General features: G+C 74.1%; 26 protein-coding genes. 14 read left to right on the forward strand and 12 right to left on the reverse strand.

What is annotated here, in order from left to right; translation table 11 throughout:
• Window positions 1–17 precede the first annotated feature (17 nt).
• From O2W18_RS08030 to ppgK, 4 genes are all read right to left on the reverse strand, one after another.
• A complete protein-coding gene (locus O2W18_RS08030) occupies window positions 18–2,480 on the reverse strand; it encodes a VanW family protein (protein ID WP_269187025.1) in 2,463 nt (820 codons plus the stop codon).
• A gap of 146 nt (window positions 2,481–2,626) precedes the next feature.
• On the reverse strand, window positions 2,627–2,851 hold the full coding sequence (locus O2W18_RS08035) for a DUF7455 domain-containing protein (RefSeq protein ID WP_231558401.1): 225 nt from the start codon (window positions 2,849–2,851) through the stop codon (window positions 2,627–2,629).
• 483 nt (window positions 2,852–3,334) lie between these two features.
• Entirely contained in the window at window positions 3,335–4,654 is a 1,320-nt protein-coding gene (locus O2W18_RS08040; protein WP_331254067.1) for an RNA polymerase sigma factor, read from the reverse strand.
• Window positions 4,655–4,982: 328 nt separating this feature from the next.
• Window positions 4,983–5,726 (reverse strand): polyphosphate--glucose phosphotransferase, encoded by a 744-nt coding sequence (gene ppgK, locus O2W18_RS08045; protein ID WP_269187027.1) that lies wholly within the window; start codon window positions 5,724–5,726, stop codon window positions 4,983–4,985.
• Window positions 5,727–5,788: 62 nt separating this feature from the next.
• On the opposite strand from ppgK, the gene O2W18_RS08050 reads away from it, so the two are divergent.
• Entirely contained in the window at window positions 5,789–6,616 is an 828-nt protein-coding gene (locus O2W18_RS08050) for an inositol monophosphatase family protein (RefSeq protein WP_269187028.1), read from the forward strand.
• An 18-nt stretch (window positions 6,617–6,634) separates the two neighbouring features.
• Here the strand turns inward: O2W18_RS08050 and O2W18_RS08055 are convergent, their stop codons facing one another.
• Both O2W18_RS08055 and O2W18_RS08060 read right to left on the reverse strand, forming a co-directional pair.
• Window positions 6,635–7,183, reverse strand: a complete 549-nt coding sequence (locus tag O2W18_RS08055) for a LytR C-terminal domain-containing protein (protein WP_269187029.1) — start codon at window positions 7,181–7,183, stop codon at window positions 6,635–6,637.
• A gap of 58 nt (window positions 7,184–7,241) precedes the next feature.
• Window positions 7,242–8,288 (reverse strand): phosphotransferase family protein, encoded by a 1,047-nt coding sequence (locus O2W18_RS08060; protein ID WP_269187030.1) that lies wholly within the window; start codon window positions 8,286–8,288, stop codon window positions 7,242–7,244.
• A gap of 332 nt (window positions 8,289–8,620) precedes the next feature.
• Between O2W18_RS08060 and O2W18_RS08065 the strand changes: the two genes are divergently transcribed.
• From O2W18_RS08065 to O2W18_RS08095, 7 genes are all read left to right on the forward strand, one after another.
• A complete protein-coding gene (locus tag O2W18_RS08065) occupies window positions 8,621–8,923 on the forward strand; it encodes a DUF4193 domain-containing protein (protein ID WP_036336978.1) in 303 nt (100 codons plus the stop codon).
• Between the two features lie 91 nt (window positions 8,924–9,014).
• The gene (locus O2W18_RS08070) at window positions 9,015–9,962 is read left to right on the forward strand and encodes a hypothetical protein (RefSeq protein ID WP_269187031.1); all 948 of its coding nucleotides are present in this window, start codon (window positions 9,015–9,017) and stop codon (window positions 9,960–9,962) included.
• 51 nt (window positions 9,963–10,013) lie between these two features.
• Window positions 10,014–10,541 (forward strand): dUTP diphosphatase, encoded by a 528-nt coding sequence (dut, locus tag O2W18_RS08075; RefSeq protein ID WP_269187032.1) that lies wholly within the window; start codon window positions 10,014–10,016, stop codon window positions 10,539–10,541.
• A gap of 2 nt (window positions 10,542–10,543) precedes the next feature.
• Complete coding sequence (locus O2W18_RS08080) at window positions 10,544–11,482, forward strand: DUF3710 domain-containing protein (protein ID WP_269187033.1); 939 nt, start codon at window positions 10,544–10,546, stop codon at window positions 11,480–11,482.
• Complete coding sequence (locus O2W18_RS08085) at window positions 11,479–12,276, forward strand: alpha/beta hydrolase family protein (protein WP_269187034.1); 798 nt, start codon at window positions 11,479–11,481, stop codon at window positions 12,274–12,276. The genes O2W18_RS08080 and O2W18_RS08085 overlap by 4 nt, the downstream gene beginning before the upstream one ends.
• Entirely contained in the window at window positions 12,273–12,674 is a 402-nt protein-coding gene (locus tag O2W18_RS08090) for an OB-fold nucleic acid binding domain-containing protein (RefSeq protein WP_269187035.1), read from the forward strand. Before O2W18_RS08085 ends, O2W18_RS08090 begins: the two co-directional genes overlap by 4 nt.
• Window positions 12,675–12,713: 39 nt before the next feature.
• Window positions 12,714–13,499 (forward strand): DUF3159 domain-containing protein, encoded by a 786-nt coding sequence (locus tag O2W18_RS08095; RefSeq protein ID WP_269187036.1) that lies wholly within the window; start codon window positions 12,714–12,716, stop codon window positions 13,497–13,499.
• Window positions 13,500–13,526: 27 nt separating this feature from the next.
• Here the strand turns inward: O2W18_RS08095 and O2W18_RS08100 are convergent, their stop codons facing one another.
• Both O2W18_RS08100 and O2W18_RS08105 read right to left on the reverse strand, forming a co-directional pair.
• A complete protein-coding gene (locus O2W18_RS08100) occupies window positions 13,527–14,195 on the reverse strand; it encodes a potassium channel family protein (protein WP_269187037.1) in 669 nt (222 codons plus the stop codon).
• Window positions 14,195–14,863 (reverse strand): potassium channel family protein, encoded by a 669-nt coding sequence (locus O2W18_RS08105; protein WP_269160478.1) that lies wholly within the window; start codon window positions 14,861–14,863, stop codon window positions 14,195–14,197. The genes O2W18_RS08100 and O2W18_RS08105 overlap by 1 nt, the downstream gene beginning before the upstream one ends.
• Window positions 14,864–15,051: 188 nt before the next feature.
• Between O2W18_RS08105 and O2W18_RS08110 the strand changes: the two genes are divergently transcribed.
• Both O2W18_RS08110 and O2W18_RS08115 read left to right on the forward strand, forming a co-directional pair.
• On the forward strand, window positions 15,052–17,082 hold the full coding sequence (locus O2W18_RS08110; RefSeq protein WP_269187038.1) for an APC family permease: 2,031 nt from the start codon (window positions 15,052–15,054) through the stop codon (window positions 17,080–17,082).
• Window positions 17,075–18,364 (forward strand): class I SAM-dependent RNA methyltransferase, encoded by a 1,290-nt coding sequence (locus tag O2W18_RS08115; protein WP_269187039.1) that lies wholly within the window; start codon window positions 17,075–17,077, stop codon window positions 18,362–18,364. Before O2W18_RS08110 ends, O2W18_RS08115 begins: the two co-directional genes overlap by 8 nt.
• Before the next feature lie 14 nt (window positions 18,365–18,378).
• Here the strand turns inward: O2W18_RS08115 and O2W18_RS08120 are convergent, their stop codons facing one another.
• The gene (locus O2W18_RS08120; RefSeq protein WP_269165195.1) at window positions 18,379–18,516 is read right to left on the reverse strand and encodes a hypothetical protein; all 138 of its coding nucleotides are present in this window, start codon (window positions 18,514–18,516) and stop codon (window positions 18,379–18,381) included.
• A gap of 210 nt (window positions 18,517–18,726) precedes the next feature.
• Between O2W18_RS08120 and O2W18_RS08125 the strand changes: the two genes are divergently transcribed.
• Window positions 18,727–18,990: a hypothetical protein gene (locus O2W18_RS08125; protein WP_269187040.1), complete on the forward strand. Its 264-nt coding sequence runs from the start codon at window positions 18,727–18,729 to the stop codon at window positions 18,988–18,990.
• Here the strand turns inward: O2W18_RS08125 and O2W18_RS08130 are convergent.
• Complete coding sequence (locus O2W18_RS08130) at window positions 18,966–19,628, reverse strand: class I SAM-dependent methyltransferase (protein WP_269187041.1); 663 nt, start codon at window positions 19,626–19,628, stop codon at window positions 18,966–18,968. The two genes, O2W18_RS08125 and O2W18_RS08130, sit on opposite strands and share 25 nt — an antisense overlap.
• A 233-nt stretch (window positions 19,629–19,861) precedes the next feature.
• Between O2W18_RS08130 and O2W18_RS08135 the strand changes: the two genes are divergently transcribed.
• The 3 genes from O2W18_RS08135 to O2W18_RS08145 all read left to right on the forward strand — a co-directional run bounded on the left by O2W18_RS08135 (window position 19,862) and on the right by O2W18_RS08145 (window position 22,539).
• Entirely contained in the window at window positions 19,862–20,230 is a 369-nt protein-coding gene (locus O2W18_RS08135) for a hypothetical protein (RefSeq protein ID WP_269160465.1), read from the forward strand.
• A 102-nt stretch (window positions 20,231–20,332) separates the two neighbouring features.
• Entirely contained in the window at window positions 20,333–22,252 is a 1,920-nt protein-coding gene (gene dxs / locus O2W18_RS08140) for a 1-deoxy-D-xylulose-5-phosphate synthase (RefSeq protein ID WP_269187042.1), read from the forward strand.
• Window positions 22,249–22,539 carry a thiamine-binding protein gene (locus O2W18_RS08145; RefSeq protein ID WP_269187043.1) on the forward strand — a complete coding sequence of 97 codons (291 nt, stop codon included), beginning with the start codon at window positions 22,249–22,251 and terminating at the stop codon, window positions 22,537–22,539. Before dxs ends, O2W18_RS08145 begins: the two co-directional genes overlap by 4 nt.
• Before the next feature lie 141 nt (window positions 22,540–22,680).
• On the opposite strand, the gene O2W18_RS08150 is transcribed toward O2W18_RS08145, so the two are convergent.
• A complete protein-coding gene (locus O2W18_RS08150) occupies window positions 22,681–24,759 on the reverse strand; it encodes a 3-hydroxyacyl-CoA dehydrogenase NAD-binding domain-containing protein (RefSeq protein ID WP_269187044.1) in 2,079 nt (692 codons plus the stop codon).
• Window positions 24,756–25,961, reverse strand: a complete 1,206-nt coding sequence (locus O2W18_RS08155) for a thiolase family protein (RefSeq protein ID WP_269187045.1) — start codon at window positions 25,959–25,961, stop codon at window positions 24,756–24,758. The genes O2W18_RS08150 and O2W18_RS08155 overlap by 4 nt, the downstream gene beginning before the upstream one ends.
• Window positions 25,962–26,200 lie beyond the last annotated feature (239 nt).

Genomic DNA, 26,200 nt, shown 5'->3' on the forward strand with positions numbered 1-26,200 from the left:
CGGCGTCCGCCCCGCCGTCAGCCGACCGGAGCGGACGGCGGGGTGCTCGGCGGGGTGCTGGGCGGGGTGGTCGGCACCGCCGCCGCGTCGGCAGCCGGGTCGGCGGGCGGCTCGGGCGGGGTCACGCAGGTGATGATCGCCTCGGCCGCGTAGCGGGTCTCGAAGGCCTCGCGACGCAGCTCGGCCTTGCTGGCGAGGTCCCGGAAGACCCGGGTGACGGTGATGTCGAAGCCGCGCGCCCCCGACTGCGGAATGCAGTTGCCGTCGTCGACCTTCTCCTGGACGGCGGGTTCCCGGATGTTGCGGCGCGCGCTGCTGATCGACTCGATGTCGTAGTACTTCGTGCCCCACAAGGTGACCGTCAGCGAGCTGGGGGTCCACTCGGTCTGGACGTAGATGCCGGTGTCGGTGTCGTTGCGCCACTTGAGGTCGATCTGGCCCTCGTAGACCGTGGCCTCACGTCCGGCCGGGTAGCGGCTGATGTAGAAGCTGTGCGGCTTGTGGTACACGTCCTCCAGCCCGGCGAAGAACACCGAGTTGAACATCGTCGTCGCGAACTGGCTGATCCCACCGCCCACAGCCTGCGACAGCTCACCGCCGCTGATCACCGCCGCCGGGACGTAGCCCTGCGCCGTGCCGCGGGGACCCGTGTAACCGTTGAGGCTGAAGGTCTCGCCCGGCCGGACGAGGGCACCATCGACCTCTGCTGCCACGACCCGGATGTTCGTGCCACTGGCCTGGTTGGTGAACTCGGTGGTGAAGGAGCCCACCTTCTCGGTGATCCCCAGCGCCTGCGCCTGCTCGGTGGTGAGCGACGCCGGCACCGGGCCGAGGACGCCGGTGACGGTGCGCGGAGCCGGCTCGGAGAGCACGGGGAGCAACTGGTCGGCCAGCTCGACGGGGTTGATGCCCTGGCCGTCGACCGACGGGACGATGCTGATCGTGTCCCCGGAGACCTCGAACCGGGCGTCCTGGGCGGGGGAGCCGAAGACGCCGAAGTCCTCGCCCACCTCCGCCTGCAGCGCCGCCGGGTCGATGCCGACGGCGAGGGTGCCGTCCTCCTGCGGGGTGAACGTGAGCGACGCGGCGATCGCGGTTACGGGGATCTCCACGGACTCCGGACCGTCCGGGCCGACCACGGTGACCGGCGCGGAGAGCGCCGGGGTCACCGTCTCCTCCAGCACCCGCGCGGCCTCCTCGGCCTGGACCTGGACCTCGGTCACCTCGACCGGCAGTTCGATGGGCTCGTCGACCGCACCACCTGCGGCCAGCGTCTCGGTGATCGCGTCGGCGGCGCCGGCCCGGTCGAGGGTGCGGCCCTCGAGCGGTTCCACGACCGACGGTTCGGTGCCCTCGAGGGTGATCGTGGCGTCGACCGGCGCGCGGTCGACGGTGGCGGCCAGCTGGTCGACCTGTGCCGCCAGAGCCGTCTCGTCCCCGGTGAGGACGGCGTCGACCTCGCGGTCGCCGAACAGGGAGGTGAGCCGCGTCCACGGGTTGAGCGGCTGGTCGTCGACGGCGTCGACGGTGGCCGGCACGTCCAGGGCGATCCCGGCCGTCGCCGGGTGCAGCACGCCGGTCACGTCGTCGGCCACCACCGGGTGGTCGGCGGCGACCTTGGGGGCCAGGTCGCCCTCCAGCCGCTGTGCGGCGGCAGCGGGGGAGAGGCCGCCCACGTCCACGCCACCGACGACCGTCCCGCGGGGCACGTCGCCCCCGGCGACGGCCAGGTCGGCGCCGTAGAGGACGCCCAGGGCGAGGAGCGCGGCCGCCGGGACCAGCACCCGACGTCGCCGCCACGCCGGGCCGCCATCGCCGTCCCCGCTGGAGGAGGGGTCCGCGGGCGGCGGTCCGCCGGGCCCACCCTGGTCGACGACGGGCGAGGACCCGGCCGGCGGCGTCGGGTGCGCCCCGCCGCCGTGGCGGGTCTCGGGCGCCGGGGGCGGGGAGTCGACCCGGGTGACGACGGCGGTGTCCTCGACCGCAGACCCGGCCACCGGGGCGTCGGAGATCGTCGAGGCATCGGCCGGGGAGGTGGTCCCAGCCGCCGGTGCCGGTGCCGGGGTGACCGGGAGCTGCCCCGGTGCAGCCATCGGCGGGACAGCGTCCTCCTCGATGGGCGGACCGATCACCTGGGTGTCCCCGAGCGGTGGGGTGCTCGAGGGCTGTGCGGCGTCCGCGGGCTGCGCGTCGTCCGCATGCTCCCCGGCGTCCGCGGGCTCCCCGGTGTCCGCGGGTTCCCCGGTGTCCGCGGGCTGTGCGGCGTCCGCCGGCTCCGCGGTGTCCGCAGGCTGCCGGGCGTCCGTGTCCTCGGTGGTGCCGGCGGGTGCCGGCGGCTCCGCCGCGGCCGATGCGTCGGCACCGACGGGCCCCGCGGTGGGCGGGGCCGGTGGTGCGGGGGGCGCCGGGCGGCTGCTGCCGACGGTGCCGTCGGGTTGCAGACGCACGGTGTCCGAGACCCCGCGGGGTTCCTGCGGCATCGGTCGATCTCCGGCTCGAGGGGGACCAGCATCCGGTCCCGAGGACGACGAAGCCGCCGACTTCCCTTCCCCGCGCTGCGGGTCCGGGCTGTCGGCGGCTTCGTCGTGTGAGGGCTTCATCGCTGGCGCGACGATAGTTGCCCCACTCAGTTGGAGAGGCGCGCCTCGCCGTCGGTCTCGATGATGTCGGCTGCGATGTCGCGGAGCTTGTCCTCGTACTCACGTGCGTGGTGTCCACAGAAGACGAGGTCACTCCCACTGGGGAGGACCACGCGCACCTTGGCCAGAGCACCGCAACGGTCGCAGTGGAAGGGAACGACGAGTTCTTCGGTGGGCGGGGTCGTCGTCAGCGTCTGGGTCATCTGGCTCATCACTCGCTCTCTACCGCACGGACCCGCGGCTGCGGATCGGCCTCCTGCACAGCGCCAGGATGGCCCCTCGTGTTCCCGTTCCGGCGCCTGTCGTGCACGGACTCGCCGAATGAGATGCGGTCGTGACACTCGAGGTGCGGATGGAGCGGGTCAGCAGGGGACGTCACTGGTTCGGAACTGGGTCCGGATGGAACACGTGCTTGGTGGTGCTGTCACCGGCTGTCGGTGTGTGGGTCCGCTGCTGTTCTGACGTCACCCACGCTACGCCGTCTACCCGCTGCGTGCCGCCGTACACCGTCCCGTCACCCGTTGGGAGCGGTGCGGACACTCGCTGCGTCGGACACGGCAGCGGTCGGTGACCCGTCGGGTCACCGACCGCTGGTGACGTGCTGGAGCGGCACCCTGCAGCACGGGAGGGCTTCGCCCGGACCCCTCCAGGGGCCCGCCCTGAACTCGCGAGGGCGGGGCGGAGGGGGTGCTCCCCTAGTCCAGGTAGTCGCGCAGCACCTGGGAGCGGCTGGGGTGGCGCAGCTTGGACATCGTCTTGGACTCGATCTGCCGGATCCGCTCGCGGGTGACCCCGTAGACCTGGCCGATCTCGTCCAGCGTGCGCGGCTGGCCGTCGGTGAGACCGAACCGCAGCCGCACCACGCCGGCCTCGCGCTCGGACAGCGTCTGCAGCACGCTGGTCAGCTGGTCCTGCATCAGGGTGAAGCTCACCGCGTCGACGGCCACGACGGCCTCGGAGTCCTCGATGAAGTCACCGAGCTGGCTGTCGCCCTCGTCACCGATCGTCTGGTCCAGGCTGATCGGCTCCCGGGCGTACTGCTGGATCTCCAGCACCTTCTCCGGGGTGATGTCCATCTCCTTGGCCAGCTCCTCCGGGGTGGGCTCGCGGCCCAGGTCCTGGAGCAGCTCGCGCTGGATGCGGCCGAGCTTGTTGATGACCTCGACCATGTGCACCGGGATGCGGATGGTGCGGGCCTGGTCGGCCATCGCGCGGGTGATCGCCTGCCGGATCCACCAGGTGGCGTAGGTGGAGAACTTGTAGCCCTTGGTGTAGTCGAACTTCTCCACCGCGCGGATCAGCCCGAGGTTGCCCTCCTGGATCAGGTCCAGGAACGCCATGCCGCGACCGGTGTAGCGCTTGGCCAGGGAGACCACCAGGCGGAGGTTGGCCTCCAGCAGGTGGTTCTTGGCGCGCTCGCCGTCCCGGATGATCCAGTTGAGGTCACGGCGCATCTGCGGGGAGAGCTTCTGGCCCTCCTCCTCGACCTGGCGGAGCCGCTCGGCGCCGTAGAGGCCGGCCTCGATCCGCTTGGCCAGGTCGACCTCCTCCTCGGCGGTGAGGAGGGCGACCTTGCCGATCTGCTTGAGGTAGGCGCGGACGGAGTCGGCGGAGGCGGTGAGCTCGGCGTCCTTGCGGGCCTGCCGCAGCGCCTCGGACTCCTCCTCGTCGTCCCACTCGAAGTCGCCGCTGGTCTCGGCGTCCTTCTCCTCGGTCTCGGTGACGGCGACGCCGTCCTTGCCGGTGACGACCGTCTCGTCGAGCTTGAGGCCCTCGGGGCCGGCGTCGACGACGGCGACGGTCGCCCCGTCGGAGGCGACGGCGGTCAGGACGGTGCCCGCACCGGTGCCGGGGGAGGGGGCGATCGTCGGCTTGCGGGCTGCGGCCTTCTTCGCGGGAGCCCGCTTGGCCGGGGCCTTCTTGGCCGCCGCGGTCACCGGCGCGGTGGTCGACGAGGAGGCGCTGGTACGGGCGGCGACCGTCCTGCTTCGACCGCGGCTGCTCACCGTGGTCACGTCCGGTCCTGGCTGGTCGGCGGGCACTCGGGTTTCCTTCCCGTACTACTGCGGTGCGTTCCTGGAGGGCCGTGCGGCCCGACGGACAGCGGCTCCGGACGACGTCCGACGAGGCAGGACCCCACCTGCCGGCCGGCGACACGCACCCCGTGCGGTGTTTGGCCGGGCTGGGAGTGGGGATGACCTGCTGGCTGGGGGAGCGACGCGGTGGAGCGTCACCATTGTAACGGCGCACACCCGGGGGTCCACCGGTTCTGTGCCGGGCGCGGCTCGATGACCGGCACGCCCGGTCGACACCGGTGACCGGGCGCCCACCGTCAGCCCGGCGTCACTGACCGATGTGCTGCTCGGCCGCCAGGGCCGCGCCGACGATCCCGGCGTCGTTGAGCAGTTCGGCGGGGACGACCCGGGTCCGGGTGGACAGCAGCGGCACCCACTTCTCGGCCTTCTTGCTGACCCCGCCGCCCACGATGATCAGGTCGGGCCAGAGGCTGGCCTCCAGGGTGTCCAGGTACCGGTCGACGCGCTTGGCCCACTGCGGGTAGCTGAGGTCCTCGCGCTCCCGTGCCGACGCCGACGCACGCTTCTCGCCGTCCTGGCCGTCGACCTCGATGTGGCCGAACTCGGTGTTGGGCACGAGCGTGCCGTCGATGAACAGCGCGCTGCCGATGCCGGTGCCGAAGGTGAGCATCAGCACCAGGCCCCGCTCACCACGGCCGGCGCCGTAGGCCATCTCGGCGATGCCGGCGGCGTCGGCGTCGTTGAGCGTCTGGACGGTGCCGGGGATGACCGCCTCGAGCCCGGCGGCCACGTCCGTGCCGATCCAGCTCGCGTCCATGTTGGCGGCGGTGAAGGCCTCGCCGTGCTTCATCACCCCCGGATAGGTGACGCCGATGCGCCCCTCCCACCCGAACCGACCGACGATCTCGGACACCACGCCGTAGACCGGGTCGGGCAGGGCCGGCTGGGGAGTCGGGATCCGCACCCGGTCCCCGACCAGCTCGCCCTTGTCCAGGTCGACCACGCAGCCCTTGATGCCGCTGCCACCGATGTCCACTCCGAAGCCCTGCACGGGGGCAGGCTAGCGACCCCGCCCACCGGGAGTGCACCGGTCGGGCAGGATCGCTCTCCGTGATGACCTCCGGCGCCGCCTCGCCCGACCTGTTCACCGAGCTGCTGGAGCTGGCCCGGGCCACCGCAGAGGAGGCCGCGGTCCTGGTCGGGGCAGGGCGCAGCACAGCCGCCGAGCAGGTCGACACCAAGTCGAGCCCGGTCGACGTCGTGACCGCGGTCGACACCGCGAGCGAGGCGCTGATCGTGCGCCGGCTGCTGCAGGCCCGGCCCGACGACGGGGTGCTGGGGGAGGAGGGCGCCTCCCACGAGGGGACCAGCGGCGTCCGCTGGGTGGTCGACCCGATCGACGGCACCGTCAACTTCCTCTACGGCCTGCCCGCCTACGCCGTCTCCATCGCCGGTGAGGTCGACGGCCGTACCGAGGTCGGCGTGGTGCTCAACGTCGGCACCGGGGAGCTGTTCACCGCCGTCCGCGGCCAGGGCGCCTGGCTCACCGCACCGGGCGCGGCGGCGATGCAGCTGCACGGCAGCTCACCGGCCTCGCTCGAGCAGACCCTGGTGGCGACCGGCTTCGGCTACCGGGTGGAGCAGCGCCGCGCCCAGGGCGCGGTCGTCGCCCAGCTGCTCCCGGAGGTTCGGGACATCCGCCGCTGGGGGTGTGCCTCGCTGGACCTCTGCGCGGCGGCGGCCGGCCGGGTCGACGCCTACTACGAGCTGGACCTCAAGCCCTGGGACCACGCCGCGGGGGCGCTGATCGCCGCCGAGGCGGGCCTGGTGGTCGCCGGGACCGGTGGGCGCCCGTTCGCCGAGCCGATGGCGGTCGCGGTGGCCGAGTCGGTCGCCGAGCCCCTGCTCGCGCTGCTGGACCGGCTGCACGCCGCCGGCTGACCGGGGACGCGCAGCGGGTCAGCACTCCGCTTCGGCGCTCGCCGCCGCGAGCAGGGCGGCGGCGACCTGCTCCTCGCTGGCCAGGCCGGCGAAGTCCGGCCCGATCACGAGGTCGACGAGGCCGGTGGAGCGGGTGTCGATGCGGTTGGTGGAGCCAGGCAGGTACAGCCGCAGGAAGTCGGCGGCCTCCCGTCCCGGGGCGCCGAACCGCAGCTCGCCGACCCCGGTCACCTCGGCGGTGCTGGGGTCGTTGGCGGTCTCGGTGACCACGAACCCGCGGCTCTCGAGGGTGGTGGTGACCTCACCGGCCAGGCCGGGGGTGTCCGTGGCGTTGTAGACCCTGATCGACACGGTGGCCGGGTCCAGCTCGGTCGGCACGTTGCTGGCGCTGCTGCAGACAGCTTCCTCGGCCTGTTCCCGGGCACGCTCGTCGCCGAGCACGTTCCACCACACGCCCATGGCGGCCAGGGCGAGCACCAGCAGGAACACCAGGGCCGGCACCGGCCGGCGGTTGCGGCGCGGGGCGTCGGGTCCGCGCTCGGCGGTGTCGTCGGCGAGCTCGGTCACTGGGTCCTCACGGCGGCCGGCACGTACACGGAGTCGACCCTAGCGGCGTCCGGAGCGGCTACAGCGCACCGTCCTCGAGTGCGGCGCGTCCCAGCTCCACGCAGGGGTCGATCTTGTCGGCGTAGCCGGTGGTGTCCTTGCCGGCCATCGCACCGGCCGCCGACCGGGCCACGATGCCGGCGACGATCGCGGCGAACTTGAAGTAGGCGAAGCCCACGTACCAGTTCAGGTCCGACAGGTCGGCGCCGCTGCTCGCGGCGTACCGCTCGGCCAGCTCCAGCCGGGTCGGGAAGCCGGGCAGCGTGGTGACCTGCGAGACCGAGACGGCCCGCTCCTCGCCGGCCTGGGGCCAGTAGACGAAGAGCATCCCGAGGTCGGTGAGCGGGTCGCCCAGCGTGGACATCTCCCAGTCCAGGACCGCGCGCACCCGGCCGGGGGTCTGCGGGTCGAGCAGGCAGTTGTCCAGCCGGTAGTCGCCGTGCGTGATGCCCGTGCGCCGGGTGGCGGGCACCGTCTCCGCCAGCCGCGCGGCCAGTGCGTCCAGCGCCGGCCGGTCGGTGTCGCGGGTGGCGTCCCACTGCTTGGTCCAGCGACGCACCTGGCGCTCCAGGAAGCCATCGGGCCGGCCGAAGTCACTCAGCCCGACCGCGGTGGGGTCGACGCTGTGCAGGGCCGCGAGGGTGTCCATCAAGCCGTCGGCGACCGTCCGGCGCTGGGCCGGCTCGTCGGCGTACCCGGGTGGGAGCTCGCTGACCACGTGCACGCCGACCACGCGCTCCATGACGTAGAACGGGGCGCCGAGGACCGTGGTGTCGGTGGCCAGGTGCAGCGTGCGGGGGACCGGCACCGGCGTGCCGGCGAGCGCGGAGATCACCCGGTGCTCGCGCACCATGTCGTGCGCGGTGGCGAGCACCGCGCCGGTCGGCGGCCGGCGCAGGATCACCGCGTCGTCCTCGGAGCCGCCCTCCGGAGTCACCACGTAGGTGAGGTTCGACATGCCGGCGGCGATCAGCTCGACCCGGACCGAACGCCACTTCTCGTGCCCGAGAGCACCTGCGAGGTAGGGCCCGACGACCCCCGGATCAGCACCCACTGGAGTCCCCACGGCGGCAGGGTAGCCTCTGGCGCTCCCCGCCTCGACCGGCCTCCCGGAGGGCCGGATGTGTCGGTCTCCCGCACGCGGGCACAAACCGGGACCTGACGGCGTTGGGCGGCTGGCTGGGGTGCAGGGCGAGCAGCAGGCGTGCTCGTCCACCAGCCGAGCCGGACGTGGTCCGGTGCACGACCGAGCTACCCGGACAGGGGCCACGTGGCCCTCGGACCGGCGCGAGATCCCCGGCCGCCCTGGCGGCCGGCACCACCGCCGTCGGCGCCCGTTGCCGACGGCAGACGAGCGGGCCCGTGGGCCCGCGACGAAGAGAGAGTGAGGGGCACCCCATGGCCCAGGACTACGACGCCCCCCGGCGCAACGAGGCCGACGAGCTCGGCGAGGACTCCCTGGAGGAGCTGAAGGCCCGTCGGGCCGAGGCGCAGTCCTCCTCGGTGGACGTCGACGAGACCGACTTCAACGAGGCCCTCGAGCTCCCCGGAGCGGACCTCTCCAACGAGGAGCTCACCGTCCGCGTGCTGCCCAAGCAGGAGGACGAGTTCACCTGCTCGCGCTGCTTCCTCGTGCACCACCGCAGCCGGCTGGCCGCCACCCGCAACGGGCAGCCGGTCTGCCGCGACTGCGCGGCCTGAAGAAGGACCCCCGTGCCCCCCACCGCTCGCCAGCTCACGGCGGGCCCCTGCACGGGGGCCGTTCCAGCACGTCACCGTTGGAGGGGAACCGATGAGCCAGCAGCCGCGTGACGTCCCGCCGACCCGCCCCGTGGGCGGGACGCCGGTCGAGGGCGAGGTCGTCGGCGCCGACGGCGGACTCGGTGCCGCCGCGCGGGCCCTGGCCGATGCCGTGGCCGGGCTGCTCGGCCGGGACGAGCCCGGCAGGGGCACCCGTGCACGGGACGGCAGCGGACCGGGCCGGTCGGCTGCCGGTGCCCGGGCGGCGGGCGGCGTCCTGGCCGACGTCGTCTCCGCGGTCGCCGCAGCGGCGCGGGAGGCACGGACCGGTTCGGCGCGGGACGCGCAGGCCGGCTCGGGGCGAGGGCGCTCCGCCGGCACCGGCACGGACCCCCGCGGCGGCTCGGCGCCCTCGGGCCTGCTGAGCGACCTCCTGGACGCGGCTGCACCTCGCCTCCCGATCCGGGACGGGGCGCGGCTGCGACGGGCTCATCCGGGCGCCTCGGACGCGGAGATCGCCGACGCCCTCGTCGCCCGGGCGGCACGGCTCACCGGTGGGGTCGGTGCCGCGACCGGTGGGCTGGCGGCGGCGCAGTGGTTCGCGCCACCGACCCTGGTCGCCGTCCCCCTGGAGCTCGGGGCGCAGACGGTGCTGGTGGCCGCCGTCGAGGTGGTGCTGGTCGGGGAGCTGCACGAGCTGGCCGGACGCCCGGCCCCGGGCGACGCCCGCGCCCGGGCCGGTGCCTACCTGGCGAGCTGGAGCACCCAGCGGGCGGTGGGGAGCTCGTCGTCGGGTGGGCTGTTCGCCGCGTTGAGCACGGCCGGGACGACGGCGCTGCGGCGACGGGTCACCCGGCGGCTGGCCCGGAGCACGACGTCGATGGCCCCGCTGCTGGTCGGCGCGACGCTGGCCGCCCGCGGCAACCGCAAGGCGACGGCCGCGCTGGCCGATCGGCTGCGGTCGGACCTGGGGCTGCCCCCGGCCGGTCCGGGCGCCTGACCGCCGGGTCGGCCCGCACGCGCACCGGTCGGCGCGGCTAGCCTCGCCGCCGTGCCCGTTCCCCTGCCCGATCAGCCGCTGGCCGGCGTCGCCGCCGAGGTCGACGTGCCCGTCGTCCTCGGCTCCGCCGCCGTCCTCCCGGCCTACGCCCTGCCCGGTGACGCCGGTGCCGACCTGTGCCTGGCCGAGGACGTGGAGCTCGCACCGCACCAACGTGCGCTGGTGGGCACGGGGGTCGCGGTCGCGATCCCCGAGGGGTTCGCCGGATTCGTGCACCCGCGCTCGGGTCTGGCGCACCGGCTCGGGCTCAGCCTGGTCAACGCACCGGGCACGATCGACGCGGGCTACCGGGGCGAGATCAAGGTCAACCTGGTCAACCTGGACCCCACCACCACCCTCCGGCTGTCCCGCGGCGACCGCGTCGCCCAGCTGGTGGTCCAGCCGGTCGTGCGGGCCCGCTTCGTGCCGGTCGGAGAGCTGCCCGGCAGCGAACGCGGCAGCGGAGGGCACGGCTCCACCGGCGGCTCGGCCGCGCTGGCCGCCGACCTGACCCACACCTCTCTGGAAGGACGGGCCTGACGATGCCGTTCGGACGTCGACGCAACCGGATCGACCGCAGCCTCCGGGAGCGGGGAGTGCCCCCGGAACCGCAGGTGCGGGAGCGTGAGGAGTCCGCGACCAGCGGGCCGTGGGACGAGGCCGACGCCCCGGAGGACGGTCGGCCGCGCGTCGACCTGGGCTCCCTGCGGCTGCCGGCTGCCGCGGGCATGGAGCTGCGGGTGGACGTCAACGCCCAGCAGCAGGTCGTCGGGGCCAGCCTCCGCGCCGGGGACTCCCTGCTGCAGCTGTCGGTCTTCGCCGCCCCGCGCGCCGGCGGACTCTGGGACGAGGTGCGCGCCGAGCTCATGCGCGGGGCGAGCGGGCAGGGGGGCCGGCTGACCGAGGTGGACGGGCCCTTCGGCCGTGAGCTGGTCGGGTCCGTCCTGGTCGCCGCGCCGCCGCAGCAGGGGGAGACCGGGGCGCCGAAACCGGTGCGCCGTCCGGCCCGGTTCCTCGGCGTCGACGGCCCGCGGTGGTTCCTCCGCGGGATGATCAGCGGTTCGGCGGCCAGCACACCCGAGGCGGCTGCGCCGCTGGAGGCGGCGTTCCGGTCGGTCGTCGTCGTCCGGGGGGCGGAGCCGATGCCGGTGCGCGAGCAGCTTCCCCTGACGCTGCCCCCGCAGGCAGCCCAGCAGGTCGCCCGCAGGCAGGCCGCGGGCCAGGGCGCGCGCCCGGCTGCCCGCCGGCCCGCGGCACCGCCGGCTGCCCCGCCGTCTGTTGCCGCGCCCCCTGCCGCCGCGCCGGTCGCCCCGCCTGCCTCGCCGGTGGCGCCGTCTGCCTCGCCGGTGGCCCCGCCGCCGGCCGCACGTCCGGCGGCACCCCCCACCGAGCCACCCCCCACCGAGCCACCCCCCACCGAGCCACGCCCCACCGAGCCAGCCCCCACCGAGCCACCCACCGAGCCCCGGAGCGCCGGGTGAGCGAGCCCGTCCGGCACGACTACGGCCCCGGGCCGGACCAGTTCGTGGAGGTGTCCCTGCCGGCCGGCGACGGTCCGTCACCGGTGGTGGTCGTCCTGCACGGCGGGTTCTGGCGGGCCCGCTACGGCATCGAGCTGGCCCGCCCGCTGGCCGCCGACCTGGCCGCCCGCGGCTGGGCCGCGGTGGCCGTGGAGTACCGCCGGGTGGGCGCCGGTGGTGGCTGGCCCACCACGCTGCAGGACGTCGCCGCGGCGGTGGACGGCCTCCCCGACGTGCCGGGCGCAGCGCGCCTGGACCTCACCGACGTGACCGTCCTCGGTCACTCCGCGGGCGGGCACCTCGCGGTGTGGGTCGCCGGCCGCGGCCGGTTGCCCGCCGGGGCGCCGGGAGCGGACCCGCGGGTCCCGGTGAGCGCGGTCGTCGCCCAGGCCGGGGTGCTGGACCTGGAGGCTGCGGTCACCGCCGACCTCGGCGACGGGGCGACGGTGGACTTCCTCGGCGGGACGCCGGCCGAGGTGCCCGACCGGTACGCCGTGGCCGACCCGGTGCGACTGCTGCCGGCCGGACTGCCGGTGCTCTGCGTGCACGGCGCGGAGGACACCTCGGTGCCGCTGGACCAGAGCCGGCGGTACGCCGCCGCCGCGACCGCGGTGGGGGACACCGTCGAGGTGGCGGTCGTCCCCGGCGACCACATGGTGCTGATCGACGTCTCCGGTGCGGCGTGGAGACGCACCGTGGACTGGCTGGCCGAGCGTCGGACAGCGGCCCCTGGCAGCACTACCCTGGGATCGTGACCGAGACCAGGACCGGTGCCTCCGCGGAGCCCGGCGCGCGGGGCTGGCTGTCCCGCAAGCTGCAGAAGCTCACCGCCGACGACCGGGCCGTGGACGCCCAGGAGCTGCGCTCCGGGGTGGCGTCGGCCGGCTGCTCCGCGGTCAGCACCTGCCGCAAGGGCGAGGTCGTCACGGTGACCGGGCGGATCAAGTCGGTGGTCTACACCCCGCGCGAGACGGTGCCGACCTTGGAGGCCGAGCTGTTCGACGGTTCCGGTTCGGTCACGCTCGTCTGGCTCGGCCGCCGCCGGATCCCCGGCATCGAGCCGGGTCGCCGGCTCACCGCGCGCGGGCGGTTCGCCTCCTTCGAGGGTCGGCAGGTCATCTACAACCCCTGGTACGAGCTGAGCGCCGGGTGACCCGGTCGTCGATGCGGGCATGACCGGAGGGACCCGGCGGTGAGCGAGCCCGGACGCGGGGGGGCGACGTTCGACCGCCACCTGGTGCTGGACCAGCTGGGTGGCTGGCGCGGCATGGTCGACGCCTCGCTGCCCACCATCGCGTTCATCGTGGCCAACTCGGTCGGCGGGCTCACCGTCGGCATCTGGGCGGCCCTCGCCTCCGCGGTGCTGGTCTTCCTGCTGCGGTTGCTCCGCCGGGAGAGCCTCCAGCAGGCCGTCAGCGGGCTGTTCGCCGTCGCCGTCGCCGTGGCGATCGCCGCGTACTCCGGGCAGGCCCGCGACTTCTTCGTGCTGGGCATCGTGCGCAACGCCGGGATCGCCCTGGTGCTGCTCGCCTCGATCCCCTTCCGGCGTCCCCTGGTCGGGGTGATCGCCGAGTTCCTGGCGCCCAGCCACCTGGGGGCCATGTCCACCCACCGGTTGCCGTCACTGCGTGACCGTGCGCGCCGGGACCCGGCCGCGACGGCCGTGCCGGTCGAGGGTGGCGCCACGGTGCCGGTGGCCGCCGGCGACCGGGTGCCGGACCCGGAGCCGGAGCGGCACTGGCGCGACGACCCGCGGATGCTTCGGGCCTACGGCTGGCTGACCGTGCTGTGGGCTGGGGTCTTCCTGCTGCGGGCGGTCGTGCAGGGCTTCTTCTACCTGCGCGACGAGGTGGAGCTGCTGGCGACGTCCTCGCTGGTGCTGGGTCTGCCGCTGACCGCAGCCGAGCTCGTGGTCACCCTGTGGGTGGTGGCCCGGCTGCACCGGCACCGCTCGGAAGCGCAGCCCCCGGCCGCCTGACGGCGCCGCTCCACGGGGGGTCTGCTGCTAGCAGCTCCCGTCGGGGCACATGACCGCCTGGAGCTGCTCCTCGATGTCGCCGTGGGTCACGAACAGCAGCTCGTCCCCGGCCTCCAGCGGTTCGTCGGGATCGGGGGCGATGACCCGGTCGCCACGCAGGATGGTGGTGAGCACCGTCTCCCGGGGCAGCGGCACCTCGCGCACCGGCCGGCCCACCCACGGGGTGTCCTCGGCGAGGGTGATCTCGACCAGGTTCGCCGCGCCCTTGCGGAAGCTCATCAGCCGGACGACGTCGCCCACGGTGACCGCCTCCTCCACCAGGGCGGCGAGCACCCGGGGGGTCGACACGGCGACGTCCACGCCCCACGCCTCGGTGTAGAGCCACTCGTTGCGCGGGTCCTTGACCCGGGCGACCACCCGGGCGACCGCGAACTCGGTCTTGGCCAGCAGCGAGACGACCAGGTTGGCCTTGTCGTCACCGGTGGCCGCGATCACCACGTCGCAGGTGGCCAGCTGGGCCTCCTCGAGGGAGGAGACCTCGCAGGCGTCGGCCTGCACCCACTCGGCGCCCGGGACCGCCCGCGGCTTGACCCGGGAGCCGTTCTTCTCGATGAGCATCACGGCGTGGCCGTTGCCCAGCAGCTCGGTGGCGATGGACCGGCCGACCGCGCCGGCCCCCACGATGGCGACGCGCATCAGTGCTGCCCTCCCGCGGGGCCCTGCTCGACGGCCTGGTGCACCCGGTGGGTGAGCTCGTCGGTGGCGGCGACGACGAGGTGGTCGCCGGTCTGCAGCACCGTGGTCGGGGTGATGAGCTGGGCCTCGCCGAAGCGCACCAGCCAGGCGGCCCGGGCACCGGAGGCGTTCTCCAGCTCGGCCAGCGGTCGGCCGACCCAGACATCGGTCACGGTGATCCGCATCAGCAGGACCGTGCCGGTGGGCTCGCGCCAGATCTCGGTCACCTTCACCGAGAGCAGCTCCCGCATCAGCCGGCTGACCGTCCACGGGACGGTGGCGACGCTGGGGATGCCCATCCGCTCGTAGACCTCGGCCCGCTTGGAGTCGTAGATCCGGGCGACGACGTGCTCGACACCGAACGTCTCGCGGGCGACGCGCGCGCCGATGATGTTGGAGTTGTCCCCGCTGCTGACCGCGGCGAAGGCCCCGGCGGAGTCGATGCCGGCGTCCAGGAGGGTCTGCCGGTCGAAGCCGAGGCCGGTGACCTGGCGGCCGCCGAACTCGGGGCCGAGCCTGCGGAAGGCCTCGGGGTCCTGGTCGATCACCGCGACGCTGTGGCCGATCACCTCGAGTCGCCGGGCGATCGCCGAACCGACGCGGCCGCAGCCCATCACGACCACGTGCACCTGTGTCCCACCCGTCTGCCGAACGCTGCCGCCCCCGCGGACCGCCGGGGCGTACAGCGCGCGAACGTACACCCGAAGCGGGGCCGTGGTGGCGCACCGGGGCGTGCGGGGCACCGCAGGTTGCCCATGTGAGTGAGGTCGCCCCGTTCCGGCCCACGGGTGGTCCCGGCGTCCGTACCATCGCCGCCGTGCCAACCCTGTCCGACCTCGGACAACTCCCGAAACGACTCGTCCTCGGCCGGCCGGTCCGCAGCGACCGCGCCGGTGAGTCGTTGCTCCCCAAGCACCTCGCGCTGCCGATCTTCGCCAGCGACCCGCTCTCCTCCGTCGCCTACGCGACGCAGGAGATCCTCATCTTCCTGACGCTGGCCGGGACGACGTTCCTGTTCCTCACCCCGTGGCTGGCCGCGCTCGTGGTCCTGCTGCTGGCCGTCGTCGTCCTCTCCTACCGCCAGGTGGTGCACGCCTACCCCTCGGGCGGCGGCGACTACGAGGTGGCGATGAAGAACCACGGCCAGTTCGCCGGCTTGGTCGTCGCCAGCGCGCTGCTCGTCGACTACGTGCTCACCGTCGCGGTGTCGGTCAGCTCCGGCACGGACAACATCATCTCCGCGTTCCCCGAGCTCGCCGAGCACCGCGTCCTCATCTCCGTCGGGCTCGTCGCCCTGCTCGTGGCGATCAACCTGCGTGGGGTGCGGGAGTCGGGGCGGACCTTCGCCTTCCCCACCTACGCGTTCATCGCCTGCATCCTGGTGATGATCGGCACCGGGCTGATCCGGGAGCTCGTCACCGGCGGCGACGTGGTGGCCGAGAGCGCGGGCTACGCGATCCAGCCCGAACCGGGCTACGAGCAGGTGACCGGCCTGGCGCTGATCTTCTTCGTGCTGCGGGCTTTCGCCTCCGGGTGCACGGCGCTCACCGGGGTGGAGGCGATCGCCAACGGTGTGCCGGCGTTCCGCCCACCGAAGAGCCGGAACGCGGCGACGACGCTGGCGCTGATGGGCGGCATCGCGGCCACGATGTTCGCCGGCGTCACGGCGATGGCCCTGCTGGCGGACGTGAAGTACGTGGAGAACGCCTGCGACCTGGTGGGCTTCGACTGCGAGAACCAGCCGCAGCGGACCGTGATCGCGCAGGTGGCCGCGGCGACCTTCGGCGGCGCGGACTCGATCGGCTTCTACCTCGTCCAGGCGGCGACGGCGCTGGTGCTGATCCTGGCGGCCAACACGGCCTTCAACGGCTTCCCGCTGCTGGGCTCGGTGCTCGCGCAGGACCGGTTCATGCCCCGCCAGCTGCACACCCGCGGCGACAAGCTGGTCTACAGCAACGGGATCCTGCTGCTCGCCGGCTTCGCGATCCTGCTGCTGATCGTCTTCGAGGCCGACTCCACCCAGTTGATCCAGATGTACATCGTGGGTGTCTTCACCAGCTTCTCGATCGGCCAGTGGGGCATGGTGCGGCACTGGAACCGCGAGCTGCGCAGCGAGACCGAGCCCGCCGCGCGTGGCCGGATGCAGCGCTCCCGGGTGATCAACGCCGTCGGCGGCACGCTGACCAGCGTCGTCCTGTTCATCGTCGTGGTGACCAAGTTCGTCGGTGGGGCCTGGATCGTGCTCGCCGCGATGCCGGTGATCTTCCTGTTGATGCGGGCGATCAACCGGCACTACTCGCAGGTGGCCGCGCAGCTGGTGCCCGACAGCGACGCGCGGACCAAGCCCAGCAGGGTGCACGCGGTCGTCCTGGTCTCCAAGGTGCACAAGCCGACGCTGCGGGCGCTCGCCTTCGCCCGCGCCACCCGGCCCGACGTGCTGACCGCGCTGACGGTCAACGTGGACGGCGCCGAGACCCGCGCTCTGCAGCGGGACTGGGAGCGCTACGACATCCCGCTGCCGCTGACCGTGCTCGAGTCGCCGTACCGGGAGATCACCCGTCCGGTGCTGGACTTCGTCAAGGACATCCGGCGCGCCGGCCCGAGGGACCTGGTCGTGGTCTTCGTGCCGCAGTACGTGCTGGGCCACTGGTGGGAGAACGTGCTGCACAACCAGAGCGCGCTGCGGCTGCGCACCCGGCTGCAGTTCCTGCCCGGGGTCATGATCACCAGCGTGCCGTGGCAGCTGGAGGGCTCCCATGACCGCGAGGGCGGGGACGGGAGCGGCCCGGCCCCCGGCGACCTGCGGCGCGGGCTGACGTCCGACGTCGAGGAGACGCCCTATGGCTGAGCGGCGTCGCCGTCCCGCTGCCCGCCCGCAGCGACAGGCGCCGGACGCCGCAGGCGGTTGGTTGGGCCGTCGCTTCGAGGTGACCGTGGGCCCGGTGGCGCACGGCGGGCACTGCGTCGCGCGGCACGAGGGCCGGGTGGTCTTCGTGCGGCACACGCTGCCCGGGGAGCGCGTGGTCGTCGAGGTGACCGAGGACCGGCAGAAGGGCTTCTGCCGCGGCGACGCCGTCGAGGTGCTGGAGGCGGCACCGGAGCGGGTGGAGCGCCCGTGCCCGTACAGCGGACCGGGGAAGTGCGGCGGCTGCGACTGGCAGCACGTCAGCCACGCAGGCCAGCTGGCGCTCAAGGCCGACGTCGTCCGCGAGCAGCTGTCCCGGCTCGCTGGGCTGGACGTCGACGTCACGGTCGAGGCGCTGCCCGGCGGGCCGCTGCGCTGGCGTTCGCGGGCCCGGTTCGCCGTCGACCGCACCGGTTCGCCGGGGTTGCGCCGGCACCGCTCGCACGACGTCGTCCCGCTCGACGACTGCCCGATCACCGCCGAGCCGGCCGCCCAGGCGGTGCTGGCCCGGCGCTGGCTGGACGCCGGGGCCGTCGACGTCGCCGTCGACTCGGCCGGCGTGGTGACCACGACGACGCTGGACCGCCGCGGCCGGCCGCTGGACACCCAGGTGCTGCGGCCCGGGGCCGAGGTGCCCGAGGAGCCGGCCGGGCGGGCCCAGCGGACCGCGGGTGGCCGGGACTGGGAGGTCGAGGGCACCGGCTTCTGGCAGGTGCACCCGGCCGCCGCCGACGCGCTGGTGGACGCCGTCCTGGGCTTCGCCGCGGTGCAGCCGGGGGAGACGGTGCTGGACCTCTACGCCGGTGCCGGCCTGTTCGGCGGGGCGCTGGCGCCCGGGGTCGGTGCCGCGGGCCGGGTGGTCTGCGTCGAGTCAGACGCCGCGGCCTGCGCCGCCGCCGACGTGAACCTCGCCGACCTGCCACAGGCCGAGGTGTGGCAGGGCGACGTGGACTCCCCGGGCCTCACCGAGCTGCTCGGTGACCTCGGCCGTCCCGACGTCGTCGTGCTCGACCCGCCCCGGGCCGGGGCCGGACCCGAGGTGAGCCGGGTGCTCGCCGGCTCCGGTGCCCGCGCGGTGGTCTACGTCGCCTGCGACCCGGCGTCCCTGGCCCGCGACGTCGCCGCGTTCGCCGGCGCCGGCTACCGACTGGCCGAGCTGCGGGCCTTCGACTGCTTCCCGATGACCGCCCACGTGGAGTGCGTCGCCCTGCTGGTCAGGGCGTAGCAGGGCGGGGAGGGTCAGAGCGGGCTGCGGCTGGTGTCCTCGCGCGGCAGGACCCACCGGTCATCTGCCTTCCGGATGAGGAAGTCGGCGAGCAGGAACGCCTCGTGGACGGCCTCGGTGAGCAGGTCGCGGACGTTGCGGTAGGTGGTCACGTCAGGGCCTCCAGTGCTGCCGGGTGCGTGCGCGTCAGGCGTCCCCACGTCTCCTCACCGGTCGACCGGTGTGTCGTGGGTCACGGCTGTCATCGGCGGCTGCGAGCGTCGGGCGTACCGCGATCGGGTCCGCTCTCACTCGGGCGTGGTAGCTGGTCCCGGCCGGTCCGTCGGCCTGGGCGGTCAGGTCGCTCGGTCTACGTCGGGAACGTGGCTGATCCGACGGGTGGCGAGCGGCTGGCCGACTGGGCGGGTTCGGTGCACACCTGGTTGCTGCTGCGCCCGGTGAGTCGCGGGTCCTGGGTCGTGGCAGCGGTCCTCCTCGTCGGGACCGCCGTCGCCAACGCGGCCGACGGCAACTGGCTGTCGGCGGTGTTCGGGGTCCTGCTCGCCGGGGTCGCCGGCTCCCGGCTGTGGACCCTGCACCGGGCCGGCCGTCCCCCGTCCGGTCAGGCGCGCACGGCCAGCAGGTAGGCCTGGCGGCTCTTCTCGTGCGGGGGCTCCGGCTCGCGGAGCACCCGGGTCCGCACACCGCACCCCGCGGTGGTGAGCTGCTCCTCGACCCGGTCGGGGTCCAGCCGCCAGCCGTGCAGCGAGATGTCGTGCCCGTAGCCCTGCCGGTGGTGCACGGGATCGTCGTCGCCCGCCTGGAACGCGACCAGCAGTGGCGCGCCCGGTCGCAGCACCCGGACCACCTCGGCGTACACGGCGGGCAGCTGGGCCGGCGGGGTGTGGATCACCGAGTACCAGGCGACGGCGCCGGCCAGGCTCCCGTCGGGCAGCTCCAGTGCCGTCATCGAGCCGACGTCGAACCGCAGCTGCGGGTGGCTCCGCCGGGCCACGGCGACCATGCCGGGGGAGAGGTCGACGCCGAAGGCCTCCACCCCCAGGCCGGCGAGGTGGGCGGTGATCCGGCCCGGTCCGCAGCCGAGGTCGCCCACCGGCCCGCCGCCGCCGGCGTGCACCAGTTCGGCGAACAGCCCGAGCACGGCCCGGTCGACCGGGCGGGCGGCGAGCTCGTCCCGCAGCAGGTCGGCGTAGTCGACGGCGACCGTGTCGTAGGCGGCGCGGGTCTCGGCCAGATGGGCGGTGGCGTCGCCCGGCTCGGTCACACCGGGGACCGTACGGCGCGGCCCCGACAGGTCACTGCGGAGCGCGAGGCCACTCAGGGGCGCGCGATCATGGAGTTCCGGTGGCGACCCGCCGAGGACGGCCGGCGCGCCGCCCCGCTGGCTCCATGATCGCGCAGGCGGGATCCGTCGCACACCGGGTCCGGCAGGTCACGCTTCGAACACACGTGCGATCCGCGGTCGAGGTCGCCGCGACCTCCGCGCACACTGACCGGGTGGACGTCGCACTGCCGCCGGGCTGGCCGGACGAGGTCTGGCCGCCCGGCGCCCCGGACTGGGAGCGGACCGCGGTCAGCTGGCTGTTCGACCTCGTGCCGCCGGACTACCGGGCGCACGAGGTGCTCCGGCGCTACCCGGTGCTCCTCGCCCGGTTCGCCGGTGACCACGTCGCCGCGGGGCTCGAGGCGGCGCGGGCCGGCTGGCGCACCGTGCGGGTGGAGCTCGCCGACCAGTTGCCGCCGGAGGCCATGGAGGCGGCGATCAGCGCCTACGAGCGGGAGGGTGCGCGGCTCACCCGGGCCGCGCGCGGCGTCGAGGTGGTCGCCGGGGCGCTGCGGGGTGAGCGCTGGGTGCCCCGGCTCTGAGTTCGCTGTCCACAGGGCAGGTCGCCGGTTCGCCGTTACAGTGGGATCTCACCGGTTGCGCCCCACCGGACGCCGCCGACGTCGAGAGGACCCTGCCCCGTCGTGTCGTTGCTCAGCTCGTTGACCGGGCCCGCCGACCTCCGGGCACTGCGCCCCGACCAGCTGCCGGTCCTGGCCGGCGAGATCCGCGACGCGCTCGTGGCCGCGGTCGCCAAGACCGGCGGCCACCTGGGCCCGAACCTCGGTGCGGTCGAGCTGACGATCGCCGTCCACCGGGTCTTCGAGTCCCCGCGCGAGCCGATCATCTTCGACACCGGGCACCAGGCCTACGTGCACAAGCTGCTCACCGGCCGGCTCGACGGCTTCGCCCAGCTCCGCCAGCGGGACGGGCTGTCCGGCTACCCCAGCCGAGCCGAGAGCGAGCACGACTGGGTGGAGAACAGCCACGCCTCGACGTCGCTGTCCTACGCCGACGGGCTGGCCAAGGCCTTCGCCGTCCGTGGTGACACCCGCCCCGTGGTGGCGGTGATCGGCGACGGTGCGCTCACCGGCGGCATGGCCTGGGAGGCGCTGAACAACATCGCCGCCGCGCAGGACCGCCCCGTCGTCATCGTGGTCAACGACAACGGCCGCTCCTACTCCCCGACGATCGGTGGGGTGGCCGACGCACTCGCCACGCTGCGGCTGCGCCCGGGGTACGAGGAGGCGCTGGCCGCCGTCCGGCAGGCCCTGCACCGCGCACCCGTCGTCGGCACGAAGCTCTACGACGCGCTGCACGCGATCAAGAAGGGGCTCAAGGACGTCCTGGCCCCGCAGGGCATGTTCGAGGACCTCGGCATGAAGTACGTCGGCCCGGTCGACGGCCACGACGTGGAGATGATGGAGTCGGCGCTGCGCCGCGCCCGCTCCTTCGGCGGGCCGGTCATCGTGCACGCCGTCACGACCAAGGGCTTTGGCTACCCGCCGGCGGAGACCGACACCATCGACGCCTGGCACTCCACCGGGGTGTTCGAGCCCGACAGTGGGCTCTCCTCGGCCGCCAAGGGCCCCGAGTGGACCGACGTCTTCGCCGACGAGCTGGTGCGGATCGGCACCGAGCGCTCCGACGTCGTGGCGATCACCGCGGCGATGCTGCACCCCACCGGTCTCGCGCCGTTCGCCGAGCGGTTCCCGGAGCGCACCTACGACGTCGGCATCGCCGAGCAGCACGCGCTGACGTCGGCCGCGGGGCTGGCGATGGGCGGCCTGCACCCCGTCGTCGCGATCTACTCGACCTTCCTGAACCGGGCCTTCGACCAGCTGCTGATGGACGTCGCGCTGCACGGCCAGCCGGTCACCCTGGTGCTCGACCGGGCCGGCGTGACCGGCTCCGACGGCGCCTCGCACAACGGCATGTGGGACATGTCGATCTGCTCGATCGTCCCGGGGCTGCAGCTGGCGGCGCCGCGGGACGAGGCGACGATGCGCGAGGCGCTCCGCGAGTCGGTGCAGGTCTCCGACGGGCCCACCGTCATCCGCTTCCCGAAGGGCGCGCTGCCGCCGGAGGTTCCGGCGATCGAGCGGCGCGGCCGGGTCGACGTGCTGCGCCGCGGCACGACCCCCGAGGTGCTGCTGGTCGCCGTCGGCTCGCTCGTGCCGATGTGCCTGGCGGTCGCCGAGCGCGCCGCCGACCACGGCATCGAGGTCACCGTCGTCGACCCGCGCTGGGTGATGCCCGTCGCCGACGACCTGGTCACGCTGGCCGGTGAGCACCGGCTGGTGGTCACCGTCGAGGACGGCGGCCGGGCCGGCGGCGTGGGCACCCTGCTCTCCCAGGCGCTCCAGGATGCCGACTGTGACGTGCCGGTGCGCACGCTGGGCCTGCCGCAGCAGTTCTTCGAGCACGGCAGCCGCGGTCAGGTGCTCGCCGACGTCGGCCTCACCGAGCAGGACGTCGCCCGGCGGATCGTGGAGTGGGCCGCCCGCGTGGCCGACCGCGCCGCGGTCCCGGCGGAGACCGAGCCTGCCGAAGGGCAGCAATGAGCGATCAGGTCATCGCCGAGATCCAGGTCGCGCCGTCGCCACCCGGCACCCCGGACGACCCGCACGCCTTCGTCGAGGCGGCGATCCGGGTGATCCAGGCCTCCGGGCTGCGCTCCGAGGTCGGCGCGCTGGGCACCACGCTGGAGGGCGATGCCGACACGGTGTGGGCGACCCTGCGGGCCGCGCACGAGGCGATGATCGCCGCCGGCGCCACCGCCGGGATCTCGCACGTGAAGATCGCCTCGGTGGACCGCACGATGGACAGCCTCACGCACAAGTTCCGCTGACCGACGCACGAGAGCGCCGCACCCCGTGAGGGGTGCGGCGCTCTCGTCGTCTCCGCGCCATGATCGCCGTCCTCACGCGCCGGTCGCCGACCTCACGCTGTGACGTGAGGTCGGCGACCGGGAGGTGAGTCCGGCGGTCCGCTACGCGGGGAGGGAGGCCGCGCCCCTCGGGAGGAACCGCTTCCCGGTGACGGCCTCGGAGACGCCGGCCCGGTCCAGGTGGGCGCTGATCCCGCCCAGCCAGAACGGCCAGCCGGCGCCGAGCAGCATCGCCAGGTCGACGTCCTGCACGGCCTGGACGACGCCCTCCTCCAGCATCAGCCCGATCTCCTCGGCCAGCGCCCGCTCGGCCCGGGAGCGCAGCTCCTCGGCGGTCAGCGGGGAGTCGCCGGCGTCGATCCCGGCCAGCTCCGGGTCGATCACGCCGGGCTCGACGAAGACCGAGGTCTTGCCCAGCTCGATCATCCGCCGCAGCCCCGCACCGACGCCGAAACGGTCGGGGAACGCCTCGTGCATCCGCTCGGCCACGTGCAGTGCGACCGGCGGACCGACCAGCGTGAGCAGCTCGAACGGCGTCATCGGCAGGCCCAGCGGCTCCAGCGCAGTCTCGGCGACCGCCACCGGGGTGCCGGCGTCCACGGCCGCGGTGACCTCGCCGAGGAACCGGGTGAGCAGCCGGTTGACCACGAACGCCGGGGCGTCGGCGACCAGCACGCAGGACTTGCCCAGCTCCTTGCCGACGGCGAAGGCGGTGGCCAGCGTGGCGTCGTCGGTCCGCTCGGCCCGCACCACCTCCAGCAGCGGCAGGACGGCGACCGGGTTGAAGAAGTGCAGGCCCACGACCCGTTCGGGGTGCTGCAGCCCGGCGGCCATCTCGGTCACCGACAGCGCGGAGGTGTTGGTGGCCAGCACGCACTCCGGCCGCACCACCGCCTCCACCTCGGCGAAGACCTGCTGCTTGACCGACAGCTCCTCGAACACCGCCTCGATCACCAGGTCGGCGTCGGCGAAGGCAGCCTTGTCCAGCGAGCCGGTGACCAGGCCCTTCAGCCGGTTGAGGGCGTCGGGGGAGAGCCGTCCCCGGCCGGCCAGCTTCTCCAGTTCGCCGTGCACGTAGCCGACGCCCTTGTCGACGCGGGCCTGGTCGACGTCGGTGAACACGACGGGCACCTCCAGCCGGCGGACGAACAGCAGCGCCAGCTGGGAGGCCATCAGCCCGGCGCCGACGACGCCGACCTTCGTCACCTTCCGGGCCAGCTTGCGGTCCGGCGCACCCGCGGGGCGCCTGGCCCGCTTGTTGACCAGGTCGAAGGCGTACAGCCCGGCCCGCAGCTCCTCGCTCATCAGCAGGGCGGTCAGCGCGTCGTCCTCGGCCGCCGTCCTGGCGGTGAAGCCGGCGTCACCGGCCCGGGCCAGGTCGAGCAGTTCCACCGCGCGCAGCGCACCGGGGGAGGCGTTGCGGGTGCGGGCGGCGACGAGCTGCCGGGCCCGGCCGATCGCGTCGTCCCAGGCCGACCGGTCGACCTCGGGACGGCGGACGGCGACGTCGCCGGCGAGCACGCCGGCCGCCCACTCCAGCGAGCGCTCCAGGAAGTCGGCCGGCTCGAACACCGCGTCCGCCATGCCCAGCTCAGCGGCCTTCGGCGCCGGGGTCACCTTGTTCTGCGCCAGCGCGTTCCCCACGATCACGGTGACCGCGGCGTCGATGCCGATGAGCTCCGGCAGCAGCTGGGTGCCGCCCCAGCCGGGCACCAGGCCGAGGAACACCTCGGGGAAGGCGACGACGGCGGTGCTGGCGATCGTCCGATGGTGGCAGTGCAGGGCCAGCTCCAGCCCGCCCCCCATCGCCGCCCCGTTGACGAACGCGAACGTCGGGACAGCCGAGTCCTTGAGCCGGCGGAACACCCGGTGCCCGGTCTCGGCGATCTCCCGGGCATCGGCAGCCGACGTGATCGCCGGGACGCCGGACAGGTCGGCGCCGACGGCGAAGACGAACGGCTTCCCGGTGACGGCGATGGCCGCCGGGGCGGGGGAGTGGGCGGCGATCTCGTCCAGTGCGGTGTCCAGCGAGGCGAGCCCGCCGGGGCCGAACGTGGAGGGCCGGGTGTGGTCGTGCCCGTTGTCCAGGGTGATCAGCGCCAGCTCACCGGCCAGCCCGGGCACCCGCAGGTACCGCACCTTGGCGACGGTGACGACCTCGTCGGCGAACACTGCACTCACGTCGCTGCACCTTCCCAGTTCGGGTTCTCCCAGATCACGGTGCCGCCCATGCCGATGCCGATGCACATGGCGGTGAGGCCGTAGCGGACGTCGGGCCGCTCGGCGAACTGCCGGGACAGCTGCGTCATCAGCCGCACGCCGGAGGAGGCCAGCGGGTGGCCCACGGCGATCGCGCCGCCCCACGGGTTGACCCGCGCGTCGTCGTCGGCGATGCCGAAGTGGTCCAGGAAGGCCAGCACCTGGACGGCGAAGGCCTCGTTGAGCTCGAACAGCCCGATGTCGGTGATGGTGAGCCCGGTGCGGGCCAGCGCCTTCTCCGTCGACGGGATCGGCCCCACGCCCATCACCTCGGGTTCCACGCCGGCGAAGCCGAAGCCGACCAGCCGCATGCCGACGTCCAGCCCCAGTTCCTCGGCGACCTCCTCGGCGGCGAGCAGGCAGCCGGTCGCGCCGTCGTTCAGCCCGGCCGCGTTGCCGGCGGTGACGTGACCGTGCGGGCGGAACGGCGTCTTCAGCGCCGACAGCCCCTCCAGCGTGGTGTTCGGCCGCGGCGGTTCGTCGACCGTGGCCAGCCCCCAGCCGGCCTCGGCGGAGCGGGTCGCCACGGGCACCAGCTCGGGGCCGATCCGGCCGGCGGCCACCGCCGCGGCGTACTTCTGCTGGCTGGCGAGCGCGAAGGCGTCGGCTCGCTCCTTGGTCAGGTGCGGGAACCGGTCGTGCAGGTTCTCCGCAGTCGAGCCCATCACCAGCGCGGAGCCGTCGACGATCTTCTCGCTGACGAACCGCGGGTTGGGGTCGACGCCCTCGCCCATCGGGTGGTGCCCCATGTGCTCGACGCCGCCGGCGATCGCGACGTCGTAGGCGCCGAAGGCGATGCCGCTGGCCGTCGTCGTCACCGCGGTCATCGCGCCGGCGCACATCCGGTCGATGGCGTAGCCGGGGACGCTCTTCGGCAGCCCGGCCAGCAGGGCGGCGGTGCGCCCGATGGTCAGGCCCTGGTCGCCGATCTGGGTGGTGGCGGCGATGGCGACCTCGTCGACCCGCTCGGCCGGCAGGGACGGGTTGCGGCGCAGCAGCTCGCGGATGCAGCGCACGACCAGGTCGTCGGCGCGGGTCTCGGCGTAGATGCCCGCCGGACCCGCCTTGCCGAACGGGGTGCGCACGCCGTCGACGAAGACGACCTCACGCAGGTGACGTGGCAACCGCTCTCCAGATGACACAGGACCTCCGCGATGAGCTCGGTGCCGCCCCGGACAGGGCAGCACCGCGAAGTTACCCGTTGGTAACCGGAGGCTCCACACTCGCCGGGGTGACCGGCGGTTCTAGATCACGGTCCGGCAACAGTGCCGCCATGTGCTTGCGGTCACACCGGCGGCAGTAAACGATCACTTCCGGAAATCTCCCGGATCCAACGAAGGAACGGCAGGTAGAACATGGCTCG

The organism is Modestobacter sp. VKM Ac-2983 (genome assembly GCF_026967885.1).
GTDB lineage: Bacteria > Actinomycetota > Actinomycetes > Mycobacteriales > Geodermatophilaceae > Modestobacter.

What these genes read in the sequence shown, in the direction of transcription:
- O2W18_RS08030 (WP_269187025.1), bottom strand. Translation starts at nt 2,480, where the DNA reads ATGCCGCAGGAACCCCGCGGGGTCTCGGACACCGTGCGTCTGCAACCC.
- O2W18_RS08035 (WP_231558401.1), bottom strand. Translation starts at nt 2,851, where the DNA reads ATGAGCCAGATGACCCAGACGCTGACGACGACCCCGCCCACCGAAGAA.
- O2W18_RS08050 (WP_269187028.1), top strand. Translation starts at nt 5,789, where the DNA reads ATGACCTCCGGCGCCGCCTCGCCCGACCTGTTCACCGAGCTGCTGGAG.
- O2W18_RS08065 (WP_036336978.1), top strand. Translation starts at nt 8,621, where the DNA reads ATGGCCCAGGACTACGACGCCCCCCGGCGCAACGAGGCCGACGAGCTC.
- O2W18_RS08070 (WP_269187031.1), top strand. Translation starts at nt 9,015, where the DNA reads ATGAGCCAGCAGCCGCGTGACGTCCCGCCGACCCGCCCCGTGGGCGGG.
- O2W18_RS08080 (WP_269187033.1), top strand. Translation starts at nt 10,544, where the DNA reads ATGCCGTTCGGACGTCGACGCAACCGGATCGACCGCAGCCTCCGGGAG.
- O2W18_RS08100 (WP_269187037.1), bottom strand. Translation starts at nt 14,195, where the DNA reads ATGCGCGTCGCCATCGTGGGGGCCGGCGCGGTCGGCCGGTCCATCGCC.
- O2W18_RS08115 (WP_269187039.1), top strand. Translation starts at nt 17,075, where the DNA reads ATGGCTGAGCGGCGTCGCCGTCCCGCTGCCCGCCCGCAGCGACAGGCG.
- O2W18_RS08145 (WP_269187043.1), top strand. Translation starts at nt 22,249, where the DNA reads ATGAGCGATCAGGTCATCGCCGAGATCCAGGTCGCGCCGTCGCCACCC.